Source organism: Nostoc sp., assembly GCF_036919815.1.
Taxonomy (GTDB): Bacteria; Cyanobacteriota; Cyanobacteriia; order Cyanobacteriales; family Nostocaceae; genus Nostoc.
This window is the reverse complement of sequence record NZ_JBALCE010000005.1, coordinates 120,605-136,802: the sequence shown is the minus strand read 5'-3', so window position 1 is coordinate 136,802 and position 16,198 is coordinate 120,605. Positions and strand designations below refer to the sequence as shown.

Here is a 16,198-nt window from a genome sequence, read left to right as displayed (position 1 = left end):
CAGACTGCTGAAACTGAACTCAAAGGAGTTGCTCAGACTGCTGAAACTGAACTCAAAGGAGTTGCTCAGACTGCTGAAACTGAACTCAAAGGAGTTGCTCAGACTGCTGAAACTGAACTCAAAGGAGTCGCTCAGACTGCTGAAACTGAACTCAAAGGAGTCGCTCAGACTGCTGAAACTGAACTCAAAGGAGTCGCTCAGACTGCTGAAACTGAACTCAAGTCATTTGGTGAATTTGTTAAAGATGAATTCAAATCAATTGCTGATGCTCAAAAGGGCGAATTTAAGGGAATCGCTGACGCTGAAAAGGATGAACTAAAATCAATTGCTGATGCTGAAAGGGGCGAATTTAAGGGAATCGCCGATGCTGAAAAGGATGAACTAAAATCAGTTGCTGATTCTGAAAAAGGCGTAATAGAGGGCGTCGCAGACTCTCTTAAAGATGAAATTAAATCAATTGCTGATTCTGAGAAAAGTGTAATCGACGGCTTGGGAGACTCTCTTAAAGATGGTTTAAAAAGTATTGAAGATTCGGGAAAGGCTGATATTGAAGCGCTTACAAGACTGGCACAAACTGAGTTTGAAACGGCTACCAGACTGGCGCAAACTGAGCTTGAAACGGGCAGTAGACTGGCACAAACTGAGCTTGAAACGGCTACCAGACTGTTAGAAGGTGAAGGTGAAGCAGTAGCAAGAATTGTGTCCGATGCTAGGGGACTGGCGACTATTCTTGCCGCCGGACAGGTTGCAGCTGATGCAGCGCTGCAAAAGGAAATAGATGATCTTAAAAATAAACCAGAGAAACCAGTGAAGACTTCATCCATAACTGTACAAATATTTGATCACTGTGACAAAGATAAAAATCCTGTTTATACCACACAATCAATAAACGTCGTCGAAGGCACTGAAGAAGCAGAAGCTCTGAAATTCAAACAAATTGCCATTGCTGATGGAGCAAGTTGCAAAAATGGCTATGGTAATGGTTTTGCTAATTTATTAAACGAGGTACGAGAGATTGGAGCATTACTGCTTAATGGTTCCGAAAAAACAATTAATACAATTGCAATCGGATTTAACGCTATGCAAGATGACGGTATTCTGTCAGAGAGTAACTGGAAATACTACCCAGTAGATATAAATCTAAAAACTGGAGCTTTGATTGTTACAACAGATGCATTAACAGTAATTAATAACGAAACCCCAAAAACATCGGCGATTCTATCTGAACAAATTAAGACAGAAATTACAAACTTAAATACCAGTATCCAAACCAAAATTACGGAAGCTACAACTACTAGAAATCAAGAGCTTAATTCTTAATTATGCCTACAAGAGATTGGGCAGTAATTAGAAAAAGTTTAATTGCAACTTACAACCCTACGATTGCATCACATTTTGGGGCAACTCCGTCCACTGCGGATAACGAGTTAATCCAATTAATGACTGTTAAATCAAATGATTCTAGCTTAATTGCTCAAAGTCGAATTACGTTATTTAATCAACGTTTTCCTTCTGGTGATGCTTACGCTGTCTGCCCTGATGGCTGGCTAATTCGCCCAGAGTATCACCGCCCTCAAGGGATTTATCAATTTGTTGAGGTCGATAGTACTGGCAAGGTTATTGGCTCTCCGAAATATCGGATTACAATACCTCAGCACAAACCGCAAAAGCTGCAATTAACTCAAGCACCTATACCAAACTACGAGCGTGGTAGCTGGGAAATAATCTACGTACTCAAGGACAATAGCCGAATTACAATTCATTCCAAAGATGAAGAAAACGGACTGCTAGTTTTAAAAGCAGCAAAAACATTAGTTGATTCAGCTTACTTAGTTGGAGCTTATCAAAGCAAATCATGTTTAGTTAAGCCGAGTAGTTCAATTGCAGAAATTACGGTTAAATGTCGAATGGCAAAATTTTACTCTACAGGTTGCCTTAGTGTGTTACCCGATTGGATCGTCAAGTGGTAAATGATAATGGCAAATGATACTGTCCAGCCTCGTCCCTGGTGGCAAATCCCCGATAATCTAGAATCTGCTATTACTTTGAAACAAGCTTGCAAACAGTATCATTTTTCAAAAAGCTCTATGATGCGAAAAATTTATACTCGACAAATTAAAGCTTTCAAGTTAGGACGACGCTGGTACGTCATGAAACCTACGGTAAATAGTCCGTAGATGCGTCGTTGTTTATGTCGGGGATTAAGGCGCGATATTCCATCCTACCGTGTAACCGTTGTTGAGGGGTTACAAATTTTACATATGATTTGCTAACTTTGATTCAAGTATCAAACTGATGTTTCTATTTATTCTTGTTCTATTGCTATAGCAACTATTTGGTAATGGCACTTGCTTGTTAATAGAGATAAAATTTTGCTACATAAAAACATCAAAATCAAATAGATGTAAGAACAAACTTAATTATGGCAATTTTAAAATCTTATCTCTTGGTATTGGACGGGATTAATTATGCACTGCATCTTGATAGCCTTACCTATGACGGCATCAAAGAAGTAATTGGGCTTACAGATATGCCGACCCCACCCCCAGCTAGTTTGCGCCAAACGTCAGCTGTGGAATTAGAAAAAAATGGACTGGCCAACAAAATTAGTATTGGGCTTTCAGCGACAGCAACGGGAACAGTTACCAAACGGAAAATAATTATATGTCCGTCTACTAAACCCTTTAAAAACATCATTGGAAAACAAGTTAAAAATCTTTACGTGCGCTCTTGTGTCGTCAAGACCCATCGGAATTTCATTTAGTATATAAGGAGCAATTAATATGGCTGGACTTTACGCAACCCTATCCGTTACTGGTAATCAGCTTGCACTAGATGCAACTGAAAAACCTTTTACCTTTTATTTTCGTGGTGCAAAACAACTTTATCTAGATCCTGCTTGGGCGACGGCAACAGGTATTACTGATGTAAGTGGAACTCACCAGGGAGAGGTTGTTCTAACAGACGTGGGGGATTTGCTCCTGCATGGCATCTTGAGAACGGCAGAGGTTGAAATTGTGGATGCTGCCACTAAATTAGTTTTGGCGATTAAAAGAGTTCGTTACTCTGGGCTAAAGAGTGCAACTATTGAACAACCAACCCCAGCAGGAATTGTTAATTTAACTTGGAAAGGTATTAGTACTAAATTAAATGGCAGAACAATTAAGGCCGTAATTGAATCGAGAAGGATGATCACTGATTAAGTGACTGATTTTACCGACGCGAGTAGGTGGAATTTAATAATGGATTCCACTAAGAATGCAACTATATCTGGACAGATGATTATTCAGCCGATAGCAGCTTTTGAGCCTACTCATCTTTTCTCCTCATCAGTTGTAGCTGTGCAAGTTGCTGTTACAACTGTTAGACCAAATTGGTACAAAGCGGGATACTTGCATCAAGTTATTCCCGTACCATTTTCGTTAGGGTTGGCACTCGGTGAATTTCGCTTTATTTCTCTTTACACGCCAGCAATCATTAAGTTTTTGCACTTTCCAACTAATTATCAAGTCTCCTTTGAAGTTCCAAAATACTTTAAGGATTGCACTTTCAAAATATGGGAATTTGTAGGTACTTAAGAAAATGAATACTACATATTCAGTTGTAGGTGTTGCTGATTCACCACAACCACAAATAACAGTCAGTCTTCAAACTACAGGAATATTTTTAGGAGTTGTTGGCAGCATTGTTATGCTTGGTAGCGTGGCAATCAACATTATTAGCAAAATTAATAAAATTTCATTCTCAATAGCCGGTCTTGAGGAAGAATTGAAGCGATATGCCAGCAATGCTGAAAAAATCAAGGATTTAGAAAAAAGACTTGAAGTTCATTTGCAGGATTACGTAAATTACAAGGATGCAATTTTACTGGATCGCAATGGATTAAGGGAAAGGATTGATCACAAATGGCAGAGAACTGAAGATGAATTTAAAGAAGTTTACAGTCATATAAAGGATTTGCAAAATTTCCTCCAAAAAAAAGATGATTTTAAAATCCGTGAGTAGTCATGTATGCCTTTGAGCAATGGAACACAAAATCATTGAAGTCTTGGAACTACTCGATCCAGAAGGAAACAACTCTGGAAAGTGGCGATTAACTATTAGATCAGACGAGAAACCTAACCCTTGCGCCTTATGTACACATACGCATGATTCCTATGAAGAAGCTTGGAATTGCCTTGAAGCCTGGGCAGCCGCTAAAAAACTCTCTGGAGATTCAATCTAATAACTTGCGGACAATTTTAATAACTTTCAAGAATTTTAAAATTTTTGAGGCTTCTTTTATTTGCAATCTTTGTGAACAGATATTTTTCCGCACTGTCCAATATAATTGAAGTAAATTCTGGTCTCATGCATGAATATCAAAAAAAGGATTAATGTTATTAGGCGTTTTGGCTGTACAAATTTTATTACACTTTTCATTGGTTGTGAAAATTGAATGAGTACAGTTAACTTACCCAGATGTCAACTTAAAAAATCATTTTTTAGGTGGACTCTCTCTCTGGGGATTCAGGGTAATCGAAACTTTTGGGACACTCTAGACAACTGCATTCGGGCTTGAGTAGTATTGTTATGTATTTGAATTGTGCCACAGCTATCAAGGATTCAATAAAAACACCCCTAGTAACGGTAGCAAAACTAGTGGTGGTTTTTAGATTTTTTAACTTGACTTTGACTATGAATTGACTATGACGATAGTAGAGCAGAGAATTTCCATAGTCAATGGAGAATATGGTAATGAAGGTAGAACATAAAGCAGCTAAAGGTTCAGTCGGTGTCGAATCATTTCAAGAAAGACTCAGACTACATTTACCACGTCAGCTTTACAATGGGAAGCAAAAATATCTAACTCTGCAAATGGCAGATAATCCAGAGAATCCTAAGTTAGCAGAAGCTAAGGCAAAGCAAATTAAATCAGATTATGACACTATGCCAAAAGATCGTATCGACCGACATCTGGTGCAGCAGTCACTAAACCTTCGAGTTTGGCTGCTAACGCTTGGATATGCGGTGAATCTAGATGAGTATTCAGGGCTTCATGAGAAGTCCACTCTTCTATAAAAGTAAAGTCTGTTGGGTCATACTGGTTTTGCAAAAGCTCATACTCGATCGCACCTGCTTCCTGACGGGTTGGCTCAATGAGTTCCAACAGTACAGCTTTTAGTTCTTCTACTTTATTAGGCAAAGCAATAAAACGGGCAACTACGCGAATCGTTTGGTTAGTCATTTGTTATGGGGCATTGGGCATTGGGCAGAGGAAAAAGACTTGCTGCTTTCCTACTCTGGTGTTTAAATTTATTTAAAACATTTGCTGTAAATATTGCTCATAGCCTAGTTGTTCTAGTTTTGCTTGCTTTGCAATTACTGATTCAGATAGGGTTTGGCGATATTGTTGCACTCTTTCTAGTAATTCTGGTTGCTGAGTTGCGAGGATTTGTACTGCTAAAAGTCCGGCATTTTTGGCATTACCGATCGCCACTGTTGCTACAGGAATACCCGCAGGCATTTGTAAAATAGAATACAAAGAATCAACACCTTGTAAGTTACGAGTAGGTACAGGAACACCGATCACAGGAAGTGGAGTTAAAGACGCTACCATTCCAGGCAGATGGGCAGCACCACCCGCACCAGCAATAATCACCTTAATACCGCGTTGGTGTGCAAGTTGAGCATATTGCACCATGCGTTCTGGGGTACGATGAGCAGAAACGATCGCCACTTCGCTCTCAACGTCAAATTCTTCACAAACTGCGATCGCATCTTTCATGGTGGGCAAATCAGAATCGCTGCCCATAATAATACCAACTAGGGGAGTCATAAAATTTTGGATTTTGGATTTTGGACTTTCCTGCGGAACGCTACGCGTAGCTTGCTTCCCCGGAGGGGTACGGCTACGCTCAGTCGAACGATTTTGGATTTTGGATTAATCGGCGATTGTTTCATCTAAAATCGGATGAGATTTAGGATTTAGCTATTTTTTCGCCACTGTGATGACCCAAGCAACACAAAATCCTGTAGATATTATCAATGCTAGAGTACCAGGGTACAAAGATTTGCAGATGCTCTTGGTTAATCAAGAGGGCATAATTGAGCAAATCTTACCAATGCGTACAGTAGGAGTACAGAGCCGTACTACCCTAGTAGATGTAGCAGGTGACTGGATTTCTCTAGGCGGCGTTGATTTGCAAATTAACGGTGCATTGGGATTGGCATTTCCTGATTTAACGGCTGAAAACGCTCATATACTCCAGAAAATAAGGCAATTTTTGTGGGATTTAGGGGTAGATGGATTTTTACCGACACTTGTGACAACTTCAGTAGAAAACATTCAGCGATCGCTTACTATTATTGCTGATATTATTCCCAGTCAACAAGCAGGTGCCAAGATTCTGGGAGTACATCTAGAAGGCCCATTTTTGAATTTCCAAAAGCGCGGCGCACACCCAGCAGAATACTTGTTACCCTTAACAATTGACGAGGTAAAGCGGGTTTTGGGTAATTATGCTCATGTTGTGAAAATCATCACCTTAGCACCGGAGTTAGATTTCACTGGTGAAGTAATTCCATATTTGCGTTCTCTGGGGATTACTGTCAGTTTAGGGCATTCTCAAGCAACATCTGCCCAAGCCCAACGCGCCTTTGAGGAGGGTGCAACGATGGTAACTCATGCTTTCAACGCTATGCCAGCATTACATCACCGCGAACCAGGATTATTAGGGGCAGCAATTACTCATCCTGATGTGATGTGTGGTTTTATTGCTGATGGTAAACACGTTTCGCCCACAATGCTGCAAATTTTACTTCGTGCTAGCTATCAAGAAAAAGGGCTGTTTCTGGTCAGCGATGCCCTTGCACCTTTGGGGCTACCCGATGGCGTGTATCCTTGGGATAGTCGGCAAATTGAAGTTAAAAACGGTACGGCACAACTGGCCGATGGCACTTTGTCGGGGACGACTTTACCGTTGTTAGTGGGAGTGCAGAATTTGCTAAAATGGGGAATTTGTGACGTAGAAAATGCGATCGCTTTAGCTACTAATGCACCTAGAAAAGCAATTGGTTTACCAGGAATTATTAAGAGTCAATCCACTAACTTATTACGCTGGCATTGGGATGAAACTACAAAAGAATTAACTTGGCAACGTGCTATCACAGCAGATTTGGTATATTTTAAGTAATCCATATCAGATTAACTTTGTCTCCCTTCATCCCCACACGTACTATAAATTCATGTCCATCATCAGCAAAACTCAGCTTCCACAAATAGGTCTGAGTTTCTCCTTGTTTGAGATGACCGAAATAAGTAGTTGTATAACCCTCAGACATGCGTGGAATTAGCGGGGAGCTAACTTGGTCAAATATTTCTTTGGTAATATCTCTTCTGTACTCTAAATCACCTACCGTAAGAAAAAGTTCGTAATTTCCCGCAGCAGTGGCATCCAAAATAGTCTGCAAACAATTAATCACGTTTTCAGGAGGATTTGTCGAATTCATATATCATTCTCTATGTCTAGTCTGACTGAGAGATCAGGCGTTGACTAACAATATAAGAATATGATACTTGATTTATTTAAATTATCGAACTTTAGAGATCGCACCATCGTTTATTAACGGGGTAATCTTGTTTAAAATCCTTTAAGCTATTGGCTTTTACGTCTAGTTACTCTTGTTTAGTGTGGAACAAGAATCTCCCACCACAGTGTAGCTTGGTGGGAGAATGTCAATAAACTATGCAGGGTTCGGTTGAGTTCGGCTTTGCAGTAGTTGGATAATTGCAGTTTTTTCTAAGATTCCAACTAGAACGCCATTCTCACGAATCACGGGGAGGACAGATAGCTTTTGTTGTTCGAGTAACTGCATGACTTCCAGCAGAGGTTGATCGGATTGGACTGTGGTAGATTCGGTAATTGGTCGCATAACTTCTTTGATTGGAGTTTCTGACCACAGTGCTGTTGGGATGGTTCGTAAGTTATCAACAGAGATCGCACCTACTAATTGTCCATCATCATCAGTCACTAAAAACCGATGCCAGTTTTGTCCACTTATGACTCGCTCATCGGCAAGCTCTCTCAAGCTAAGATTAGCAGATACAATCGGGCTATCATGAGTTACAGCATCCTCGGCTGTCAAACCTGTGAGCTTTTCTTGCACTTTGGCAAATTGAGCCGCATTACCAGCATTTTGTAATAAGAAGAAGCCAACTAACAAATTCCAGAAGTTACCGAAGTTGCCAAATAATAGTAGGGGAACCATACCAGAAAGAATTGCTACCCAACCAAAGATTTGCCCAACTCGACTCGCAAAGGTCACACCTTTATAAGGATTACCTGTAATTTTCCAAACTATGGCTTTCAGTATATTTCCGCCATCTAAGGGCAAGCCAGGAATCAGGTTAAACAGGGCTAATGCCAAGTTAACAGAAGCCAGAACACCAAGAATTGCAGCTAACGGCCCTGATGCAGCAGTAGTAACACCAATAACTGTAAGGATACCGCAGAGTAGTAAACTAACTATTGGACCAGCGATCGCTACCCAGAAAGCTTCACCTGGGGTTTTCGACTCTTTTTCTAAGCTAGCCAAACCGCCAAATATAAATAGTGTGATCGATTTGACATCAATTCCCTGACGAATTGCAACAAAGCTGTGGCCTAATTCATGGGCGACGACAGAGGCAAATAACATCAGTGCTGTCATCAATCCCAGTAGCAAAGCTAATCCCGCAGACAATTGGGGAAATTGCGCCGCCAGTCCACTGCTATAGCTCCAAGTTACCAAACCCAGAACTAAAAACCACGACGGATGGATATAGAAGGGAATTCCGAAGAGATTACCAACCCGAATTGTGCCATTCATGTCGTTCACCTTTGATTTCAGCTTCGAGAGGTTTGCTTTCGTCCTTCTCGATGTCTTTAGTGTAACGAAATGTTAAGAAGTTTTAATCTTGATAACGGTAGTGGTGTCCGTCCGTAAAGGTGTGGTTATTGGGAATCAGAAGTTATTTCTCCTTAATCTCCTCTGCTAACCATTTTTGACACTCCTCGACCTAAAGGCACGTTCGCGTTAGCGTCTCGAAGAGAGGATTCTTTGATCTACGAGGCAACTTGCTCACGTCTGGATTTCTCTGTTCATGAGTAATGGTAATGCTTACGTTGTTGATTAATACTAATAGCTAAAATTAGTTAGGTTTTATCTCCCCAAACTTAGGACTCCACCACCCATTTTGCGTACTGAAATAAGCCACATCTTTATGTTTAGTATCCTGACGCGATCGCGGGTCACAACATCGCAACATTGTCTTACTCTCCCCATCTTTTATATAACTGTACTCCTCTAGAGGTTTTTTACATACTGGGCAGGGATATGCCGTCGTTTTCACAGGAGGCTTTTGTTGATTCTCAGCTTGGACTGCTTTAGTTTGTGGTGGCTGCCAAGTTTTGTTAAAGTCGCTCCAAAACAGCACAACATTTTCACAGCTTTTTGTGCATTTTAAAAAATATTTCTTTTTAACTTTACTACTGGGAATTTTGGCGAGAAAATTTTTGCACTCAGGGCATCGAGTCTTGGAAGTTTCATATTTCCGCTCAGTTATCACATTAGCTTTACCTATTGAGGAACTTGGAACTATAGTTTTAGCTTTGGAGAGCGCTGGTACAAAATAATTCTGATTCCAACTTGTTAAATAATCCTGCCAAGAGTTTTTTCCTTCGGAAATTGCATCAAGGGCATCTTCCATTTTTGCTGTGAATTCCGCCTCTAGTAAATCAGGCAGTGCTTTAAGCAAAAACGCATCAACTTCTAACCCTAACGCTGTCGGTTGAAGATGGTCTTTTTTCAACTCCACATAATTGCGTTTTTTTAAAGTAGCAACAGTGGGAGCATAAGTACTTGGGCGACCAATTCCTTTACGTTCCATCAGTTGCACCAATTTTGGTTCACTATAACGAGGTGGTGGCTGAGTCTGCTTTTGCTCATGTCCAGCATTCTCCAGTTTCAATGCTTGTCCCTGTTGTAATGAAGGTAAAACACTATCCTTGCTGAGATTGTTCCAGTACCGGGCATAACCGTAAAATTCAATTACTTGCCCTCTGGCTGACCACAGTAGAGAACCAGACTGAGTAATCACCAAAGTTTTACGCAATTGGGCAGCACGACACTGAGAAGCAATTGACCGTTTCCAGATCATCACATACAGATTAAACTGATCATCAGGAAGTTCAGAACGCAATTGAACTGAGGGACGAAACACATCCGTTGGACGAATCGCTTCATGTGCTTCTTGAGCCGATTTGCTACTGCGATGCTTGGCGACTTGCTGCGGTACATTCTGCGGATCATTTTGCTCCAACCATTTACGGGCGCTGGCACAAAATTCTGGACTCAGCATTACTGAATCTGTTCGCATATATGTAATTAACCCTGCCTCATAAAGCTTTTGGGCAACAAGCATGGTTTTGTCAGGAGCAAACCTCAGCTTTGAACCGGCTGCTTGCTGAAGGCTGGAAGTTGTAAATGGTGGAGGTGGCTGGCGGTTAACGACTTTACCTTCAAGATGAATCAGCTGATGAGGATGCCGCAGTGCTTCTTCAACTAAACGTGTTGCCTCTGCTTCGGAAAGAACGCGTTTAGACTCCGGCGTTTCTGGACTATTACCTACCTTTGCGTCATCGTCAGTTTCAGTTTCTTGGTCTGCTGCATCTTTGGCAGAATCGACCGTCCCTTTGTAAAAAGCTCGGAATCCTTCAGCATAATCTACCCAGACACTCCAGTAATCTTGGGGGACAAACGCCAGAATTTCGGTTTCTCGCTGACAAATCAAGTGCAACGTCGCGCTTTGGACTCTGCCAACACTCTTAGCGCCGTTATTCAATGCCCAAACTAAAGGGCTACCTTTGTAACCCACCAACTTATCTAGGCAATCTCGGCACAGCCCAGCACCAATCAAATTTTGGTCTAGCTTTCTGGGATTAGCGATCGCACTCTGCACCGCCGATGCTGTAATCTCAGTATAAATTACTCGTTTCGGTTCTCTTAAACCCAGCGTTTCTTTCAGGTGCCAAGCGATCGTCTCCCCTTCCCGGTCTGGGTCGGTTGCTAAGACAACTTCATCAACCTGCCTCACCGCAGACTTGAGTTTCTGGATTGTTTCTTTGGCTCGTTGGTCACGCGGGACGTAATTGCACCGAACATTATTGCCGTCCATGACGAAACCCAAGGAATCGTCCCCTTCATTGCTAAGTTCTCGGATGTGACCACAACTGGCCAGAACTTTCCAATCTGCACCCAGAATTTGACTGAGTTTTTTGACTTTTCCCGGAGATTCTACCACAAGCAGGCGTTTGATCATAGCAACTGCGTTCTAGATTTTGAGCAATAAACTGGCAATTGCAATGAGCGATGGCGCAGCCATCACTAAGGGCAAACGCCTATTCTCGTGATCTGGATTTTCTAGAATACTGTACCAAAAAGCTTGAGAAATTGCTGAACTGAGTTTAGAGGTAAATCATCCCAATGCGATGTTTGATTGTGCGATGGCTGTTGCAGATTACGCTGTAACCTCTACTTGATGAGTCTCAACAGTGAGCGGTAAACCAAGTTCTGCACGAACTTCAAGACAGCCTGCGATCGCGTCTTTGATATTTTCGAGGGCTTCTTCTGTTGTCTGTTTTGACTAACACAACCAGGAATACTGGGACACTCGACAATCCAAACCCCATCTTCATCGCGATCAAGTATTACATTGAACTTCATACACTGTTGTTGGCAAGAGAGTTGTAGTTATTTATTATTGTAACTTGCGACCATTTAATCCAAAAAGGCAGCCGAGCGATCCTGTTACGTATCAACTCAACTTTGTACTTCACACATCTCAAATTGCCATCAGTATTTCGGCTTAACGAGTCTTTGATTAGGAATAACGCTGAGGGAATTGGAATTATGAAAAACTCTATGAAGGTATGCCTTTCCTATTTGGATTAGTAAACCATTTTTTTATTTCACCACAAAAATTCCATACATCATCATCTGAGGGTTTGAGATAATATTGCGATTCTGGATCTTCTCCCATTTTCTCAAAGATGTTAATCAACCAACTGGGCCCGTGTCCAGGCGCAGCAAGTTGAAGAAGCCAAGACTCCAACTCTCCCTTCCGCACAACAAATAGACCATACTCTGCAAGTTTGTCAAATAAGTTATTTGCTGCTTCTCTGTCACTGCCAGAGAGAATATCTACGCCACCATCCCGTTTCATATTCTTTTCTGTGGCATCAAACTTTTGCTTGACAGCATTTCGTAAACTAGCAAGTGAGTAATACTCAAGTTCCGGGATAAAGCCGCTTTTAAGAAAGTTTGTCCAATCCTGACCACCATCTTTGAGGATATCAACGTCAACAATGCCAACTGCTGGTATACCCAGTTCTCTCAAAGGCTTGATAATTATTTGGACAGTTTGCTTGTTTTGAGCATTGAGAAACAAACAGTTAGGAATTCCCAACTCTGGCTTATAACGTAGCAGTCGCTCATTAATCTCCTGATAAAATGCGCGATCAGCATCAGATTCTGTCACGATAACAAATTCATAGAATAGCGCCCCAAGCACACCGATTGAGCGCAACAAAGGATTTCGCATCAATCTAAGAATATCTGTGTTAGATAAAACTCTTGCAGTAGCTACCTCACTCCGATAAGTTAGTCTCACAATATTGACTGGTGCGCCTGATTGTATACAACCCATTACAAAGTTTGGACTATGTGTTGATACAAACAATTTTTTTTGAGAGCCTAAGCTAGAAATAGCAATTTCTTTTCCTAGTTTGAAAGCTAAGGGTGGATATAAAAAAGCTTCAGGTTCATCAATTAGAATAATGGCAGGATCACCAGCTATAATCTCTGTAATAATTCCAGTGAATGCTTTTACACCGTCGCTGGCTTGCTCAACAGAGAATGCTTTTGAGTGAAATTGCACAGCTTCATCGTGAATCCCACGTTCTTCCATATCTGTCTTAGGAGGAAGAGATGACAAGCGTAGTCTAAGTTGTCCGAGAAAAGTAGGATCTATAACGAAGTATGTCCCAAAAGCGTCATAAATAATTCGTCTAACTTCATCTCTTTTGGCATCGTCACGAAACAACACTTGAAAGCTTGTTTGAGGAGGTTGCTGAAGATCACCAGCGCTTTGTTGCCCAATCAAACTAATACGGCTTTTACCGTCTAGTAGGAGAGTATTAAAGGAGAGATACCACGGGCAAAACAAGTTTACCTGACCATTAGGATTTTGTAAGACATTCAAAAGATTCTGTCTAGGAACTTGATGCCTCGTTCCTTTTTTTCCAACAATTATATGATCAGGTAAGAGCGCTTCACTTATATGTGGTTGAAGAGTTGACTTTTTAATCTTTTCTTCAGCCGCTTCAATTGAGAATGTATGAAATTCAATCTTTTCTAGAATTACATCTGTTATGTTCAGTTGACCGCTTGTGCAGTAATAGTGAATTTCAGAGAGAACTTTGCTTTTCCCAGAGTTGTTTGGGCCTACAAATACAGTTATGGGCGTTGTGACTACTTCCTCTGAGGGTAATCCTGAGCCTCTTCCAAATTTCAGTTTGATGGTTTTTATCATTTGTCAAAAACTACGGATCGCTTGGGTTGCTTTTGTCATATGCTTGTATCTCTAAGAATTTATTAGAGAGATCCTCACTACTTACCACCCCAATTGCAGAAGATACACAGATATTCCACTGAAAATTTACTCATTTTAAGTAGATTAACAGCAAACTGTCTGCATCAAAGTCTGCTTTAGGTAAATAGATAGTATAGTTTTGTATATCTTCCAACTCATTCATTCTTAATAGTATTTTTGTATTGTTAGTTTTTTGACCCACTTTGCGGTAAAAAATGTTGCTTTCAACGTAAAATCAGCCGATCGCATTGATCACTTTTCATCACGATCGCACTTCCTGTTTCTCTACCAGGTTGATTTACAGCAATAATTAGCGAGAATTGATGCTGTCTGCGCCAAGCGATTCTTATGGATACGGTTTGCGATCGCACAATTGCTAACATTTCAATTAATTAGACAACAAGGGGCTTAAGCCCCTTGTTAAATTCCCTAATGAGGTACAGCCAATTTTACATCCGCTACCTGAGCATTATCAGCAACAATTTTGCGGAATAAATCACCTTCAATAGTCTCCTGTTCTATTAACAAATCTACTAAACGCTCCAAAACTATGCGGTTTTCTGACAACAGTTCTTTGGACTTGATATAACAATTGTTGACAATTTCGCGTACTTGTGAATCAATCTTGGCAGCAATTTCTTCCGAATAGTCTGATTTATTCATCCAGTCGCGTCCCAAAAATACCTCTGCACTCGGATTTTCTAACGACAATGGGCCTAATTCTGACATCCCGAAGCGTGTCACCATCTGCCGTGCCATCCCTGTTACGTGTTGCAAGTCATTGCTTGCACCTGTGGTCACTTCTGGCTTACCAAAAACGATTTCCTCGGCGGCGCGACCACCTAAAGTAGCAGTAATCCGGGCTTTGAGTTGGGAACGCGAAATTAACCCCTGTTCTTCGTTGGGAGTAAACCAAGTTAATCCTAGCGCTTGTCCGCGTGGGATGAGTGTAACTTTCTGCACAGGGTCATGCTCTTTGAGCAATGTGCCCACTAAAGCATGTCCAACTTCATGATAGGCAATCAAACGCTTGCTCTTGCTGTCTACCAAGGCGGTACCTTCCATACCTGCAACAACTCGATCTATCGCAGCATCAACTTCTAAAATGGTGACAGCTTCTTTGCGTCTCCTAGCAGTGAGAATGGCAGCTTCGTTGAGTAAGTTGGCTAAGTCTGCGCCAGTAAAACCCGGAGTGCGGCGAGCGATCGCTTCTAATGATACGCTAGGATCAACTTTTTTATTCCGCGCGTGGACTTGCAAAATTTCCAGTCGCCCTTTCAGATCCGGTGGATCAACCATCACTTGTCTGTCAAAGCGTCCCGGTCTGAGCAGCGCTGAATCTAAGACATCTGGGCGGTTAGTGGCAGCAATAATAATGATCCCTGTGTTACCTTCAAAACCGTCCATTTCGGTGAGGAGTTGGTTGAGGGTTTGTTCACGCTCGTCGTTACCGCCACCGATACCAGCGCCCCGTTGTCTACCTACTGCGTCAATTTCATCGATAAATATTAGACAAGGAGCATTATCTTTGGCTTTTTTGAAGAGATCGCGCACGCGAGATGCACCCACACCAACGAACATTTCCACAAATTCCGAACCGGAAATACTGAAGAATGGGACACCGGCTTCCCCAGCGATCGCCTTTGCTAGTAAAGTTTTACCAGTACCAGGAGGGCCAATTAACAGCACTCCTTTGGGAATACGTGCGCCTACAGCCGTAAATCTTTCTGGCTGTTTGAGGAAAGTCACAACTTCTTCAAGTTCTTCTTTAGCTTCTTCAACCCCGGCGACATCTTCAAATTTAACTCCAGTTTTTGCCTCCATTTGGAAGCGAGCTTTGGATTTGCCGAAATTCATCGCTTGGCTAGAAGCATTAGTAGAGCGCCGGAGGAACAATAGCATTAAAGCCAACAGGGGCAAAATCCACATGAGATTGATCAACAGCCCCACAGCAGCTCGACTATTAGCAGAGGAAACTTCGCCAAAATCAACATTCTTATCTTTGAGTATGTTAATCAACTCTGTATTTTGTGCTAGAAGTCTCACCTGTTGCGGTGGTGTATCATCCTTTTGGCCTTTGAGATAAACCCTTGCTAGCTGTTCGGTTTCGTCCAGTTCTACTTTTTGGATTTCTCCCGCCTTGGCTTTCTTGAGCAAGTCACCATAATTTAGAGGGGTAGTCTCTACTTTTTGTGCCAAGACCGGAGTACTCCCGAAAATTCCTGGCAAGATAATCAAACTAGCAGCGATTGCACCAACCCAGGCAACTCGCTTTGAGGACTGCTCTTTTCTCAATGCTTTTTTTCCCAAATTTGTCATAATAATTACCCTTTGTCTGCTGGCACAAGTTGAGCTATGGTTTGATGCCTATTCTTCTCTTCAAAATTGTAATAACTGGAAATTACACTTTTCTTATCTAGTCTAACTTCCACACAAAATTCCGACACAAATCGCTAAAATAAGTATAGTCATAACGATTCCGTTTTATAAAATCAGACGATAGTAGCTAGTTAATAGTTTGTGGGT

18 protein-coding genes are annotated in these 16,198 nt (G+C 41.4%); 9 read left to right on the top strand and 9 right to left on the bottom strand.

Features of this window, described 5'->3' with window-relative positions:
• The 8 genes from V7K15_RS01495 to V7K15_RS01460 form a co-directional block, all read left to right on the top strand.
• Positions 1-1,320: hypothetical protein (locus tag V7K15_RS01495; protein WP_334902382.1), on the top strand; the 1,320-nt coding region annotated here is incomplete at its 5' end.
• Between the two features lie 2 nt (positions 1,321-1,322).
• Entirely contained in the window at positions 1,323-1,970 is a 648-nt protein-coding gene (locus tag V7K15_RS01490; protein WP_334902381.1) for a hypothetical protein, read from the top strand.
• Between the two features lie 6 nt (positions 1,971-1,976).
• On the top strand, positions 1,977-2,177 hold the full coding sequence (locus tag V7K15_RS01485) for a helix-turn-helix domain-containing protein (protein WP_334902380.1): 201 nt from the start codon (positions 1,977-1,979) through the stop codon (positions 2,175-2,177).
• A 245-nt stretch (positions 2,178-2,422) separates the two neighbouring features.
• Positions 2,423-2,764 carry a hypothetical protein gene (locus V7K15_RS01480; RefSeq protein ID WP_334902378.1) on the top strand — a complete coding sequence of 114 codons (342 nt, stop codon included), beginning with the start codon at positions 2,423-2,425 and terminating at the stop codon, positions 2,762-2,764.
• A 19-nt stretch (positions 2,765-2,783) separates the two neighbouring features.
• Positions 2,784-3,203: a hypothetical protein gene (locus V7K15_RS01475; RefSeq protein WP_334902376.1), complete on the top strand. Its 420-nt coding sequence runs from the start codon at positions 2,784-2,786 to the stop codon at positions 3,201-3,203.
• A 39-nt stretch (positions 3,204-3,242) separates the two neighbouring features.
• Positions 3,243-3,578: a hypothetical protein gene (locus V7K15_RS01470; RefSeq protein WP_334902374.1), complete on the top strand. Its 336-nt coding sequence runs from the start codon at positions 3,243-3,245 to the stop codon at positions 3,576-3,578.
• Positions 3,579-3,582: 4 nt separating this feature from the next.
• The gene (locus tag V7K15_RS01465; RefSeq protein ID WP_334902372.1) at positions 3,583-4,005 is read left to right on the top strand and encodes a hypothetical protein; all 423 of its coding nucleotides are present in this window, start codon (positions 3,583-3,585) and stop codon (positions 4,003-4,005) included.
• A gap of 19 nt (positions 4,006-4,024) precedes the next feature.
• Complete coding sequence (locus tag V7K15_RS01460; protein ID WP_334902370.1) at positions 4,025-4,225, top strand: hypothetical protein; 201 nt, start codon at positions 4,025-4,027, stop codon at positions 4,223-4,225.
• A 702-nt stretch (positions 4,226-4,927) separates the two neighbouring features.
• Here V7K15_RS01460 and V7K15_RS01455 read toward each other — a convergent pair.
• Together V7K15_RS01455 and purE are read right to left on the bottom strand one after the other, a co-directional pair.
• Positions 4,928-5,227 carry a putative quinol monooxygenase gene (locus tag V7K15_RS01455; protein WP_334902368.1) on the bottom strand — a complete coding sequence of 100 codons (300 nt, stop codon included), beginning with the start codon at positions 5,225-5,227 and terminating at the stop codon, positions 4,928-4,930.
• A 72-nt stretch (positions 5,228-5,299) separates the two neighbouring features.
• The gene (gene purE, locus V7K15_RS01450; protein WP_334902366.1) at positions 5,300-5,818 is read right to left on the bottom strand and encodes a 5-(carboxyamino)imidazole ribonucleotide mutase; all 519 of its coding nucleotides are present in this window, start codon (positions 5,816-5,818) and stop codon (positions 5,300-5,302) included.
• 172 nt (positions 5,819-5,990) lie between these two features.
• Here purE and nagA point away from each other — a divergent pair, with 172 nt between their 5' ends.
• Positions 5,991-7,175, top strand: a complete 1,185-nt coding sequence (gene nagA, locus V7K15_RS01445; RefSeq protein ID WP_334902365.1) for an N-acetylglucosamine-6-phosphate deacetylase — start codon at positions 5,991-5,993, stop codon at positions 7,173-7,175.
• Here nagA and V7K15_RS01440 read toward each other — a convergent pair.
• The 7 genes from V7K15_RS01440 to ftsH all read right to left on the bottom strand — a co-directional run bounded on the left by V7K15_RS01440 (position 7,168) and on the right by ftsH (position 15,991).
• Positions 7,168-7,491 (bottom strand): hypothetical protein, encoded by a 324-nt coding sequence (locus V7K15_RS01440; RefSeq protein ID WP_334902363.1) that lies wholly within the window; start codon positions 7,489-7,491, stop codon positions 7,168-7,170. The genes nagA and V7K15_RS01440 overlap by 8 nt on opposite strands.
• Positions 7,492-7,725: 234 nt before the next feature.
• Positions 7,726-8,850, bottom strand: coding sequence for a site-2 protease family protein (locus V7K15_RS01435; protein WP_334902361.1), 1,125 nt, complete (start codon positions 8,848-8,850; stop codon positions 7,726-7,728).
• Between the two features lie 322 nt (positions 8,851-9,172).
• The gene (gene topA / locus V7K15_RS01430) at positions 9,173-11,341 is read right to left on the bottom strand and encodes a type I DNA topoisomerase (RefSeq protein WP_334902359.1); all 2,169 of its coding nucleotides are present in this window, start codon (positions 11,339-11,341) and stop codon (positions 9,173-9,175) included.
• A gap of 212 nt (positions 11,342-11,553) precedes the next feature.
• Positions 11,554-11,745, bottom strand: coding sequence for a type II toxin-antitoxin system HicB family antitoxin (locus V7K15_RS01425; RefSeq protein ID WP_442949637.1), 192 nt, complete (start codon positions 11,743-11,745; stop codon positions 11,554-11,556).
• Between the two features lie 196 nt (positions 11,746-11,941).
• Positions 11,942-13,612: an ATP-dependent nuclease gene (locus V7K15_RS01420; protein ID WP_334902357.1), complete on the bottom strand. Its 1,671-nt coding sequence runs from the start codon at positions 13,610-13,612 to the stop codon at positions 11,942-11,944.
• 284 nt (positions 13,613-13,896) lie between these two features.
• The gene (locus V7K15_RS01415) at positions 13,897-14,055 is read right to left on the bottom strand and encodes a hypothetical protein (protein WP_334902355.1); all 159 of its coding nucleotides are present in this window, start codon (positions 14,053-14,055) and stop codon (positions 13,897-13,899) included.
• A 46-nt stretch (positions 14,056-14,101) separates the two neighbouring features.
• Positions 14,102-15,991, bottom strand: a complete 1,890-nt coding sequence (gene ftsH, locus V7K15_RS01410; RefSeq protein ID WP_334902353.1) for an ATP-dependent zinc metalloprotease FtsH — start codon at positions 15,989-15,991, stop codon at positions 14,102-14,104.
• Between the last annotated feature and the right edge of the window lie 207 nt (positions 15,992-16,198).

What these genes read in the sequence shown, in the direction of transcription:
- V7K15_RS01465 (WP_334902372.1), top strand. Translation starts at nt 3,583, where the DNA reads ATGAATACTACATATTCAGTTGTAGGTGTTGCTGATTCACCACAACCA.
- V7K15_RS01455 (WP_334902368.1), bottom strand. Translation starts at nt 5,227, where the DNA reads ATGACTAACCAAACGATTCGCGTAGTTGCCCGTTTTATTGCTTTGCCT.
- V7K15_RS01490 (WP_334902381.1), top strand. Translation starts at nt 1,323, where the DNA reads ATGCCTACAAGAGATTGGGCAGTAATTAGAAAAAGTTTAATTGCAACT.
- purE (WP_334902366.1), bottom strand. Translation starts at nt 5,818, where the DNA reads ATGACTCCCCTAGTTGGTATTATTATGGGCAGCGATTCTGATTTGCCC.
- V7K15_RS01460 (WP_334902370.1), top strand. Translation starts at nt 4,025, where the DNA reads ATGGAACACAAAATCATTGAAGTCTTGGAACTACTCGATCCAGAAGGA.
- V7K15_RS01425 (WP_442949637.1), bottom strand. Translation starts at nt 11,745, where the DNA reads ATGAAGTTCAATGTAATACTTGATCGCGATGAAGATGGGGTTTGGATT.
- V7K15_RS01480 (WP_334902378.1), top strand. Translation starts at nt 2,423, where the DNA reads ATGGCAATTTTAAAATCTTATCTCTTGGTATTGGACGGGATTAATTAT.
- ftsH (WP_334902353.1), bottom strand. Translation starts at nt 15,991, where the DNA reads ATGACAAATTTGGGAAAAAAAGCATTGAGAAAAGAGCAGTCCTCAAAG.
- V7K15_RS01470 (WP_334902374.1), top strand. Translation starts at nt 3,243, where the DNA reads ATGGATTCCACTAAGAATGCAACTATATCTGGACAGATGATTATTCAG.
- topA (WP_334902359.1), bottom strand. Translation starts at nt 11,341, where the DNA reads ATGATCAAACGCCTGCTTGTGGTAGAATCTCCGGGAAAAGTCAAAAAA.
- V7K15_RS01485 (WP_334902380.1), top strand. Translation starts at nt 1,977, where the DNA reads ATGGCAAATGATACTGTCCAGCCTCGTCCCTGGTGGCAAATCCCCGAT.
- V7K15_RS01440 (WP_334902363.1), bottom strand. Translation starts at nt 7,491, where the DNA reads ATGAATTCGACAAATCCTCCTGAAAACGTGATTAATTGTTTGCAGACT.
- V7K15_RS01420 (WP_334902357.1), bottom strand. Translation starts at nt 13,612, where the DNA reads ATGATAAAAACCATCAAACTGAAATTTGGAAGAGGCTCAGGATTACCC.
- V7K15_RS01415 (WP_334902355.1), bottom strand. Translation starts at nt 14,055, where the DNA reads ATGTTAGCAATTGTGCGATCGCAAACCGTATCCATAAGAATCGCTTGG.
- V7K15_RS01435 (WP_334902361.1), bottom strand. Translation starts at nt 8,850, where the DNA reads ATGAATGGCACAATTCGGGTTGGTAATCTCTTCGGAATTCCCTTCTAT.
- V7K15_RS01475 (WP_334902376.1), top strand. Translation starts at nt 2,784, where the DNA reads ATGGCTGGACTTTACGCAACCCTATCCGTTACTGGTAATCAGCTTGCA.
- nagA (WP_334902365.1), top strand. Translation starts at nt 5,991, where the DNA reads ATGACCCAAGCAACACAAAATCCTGTAGATATTATCAATGCTAGAGTA.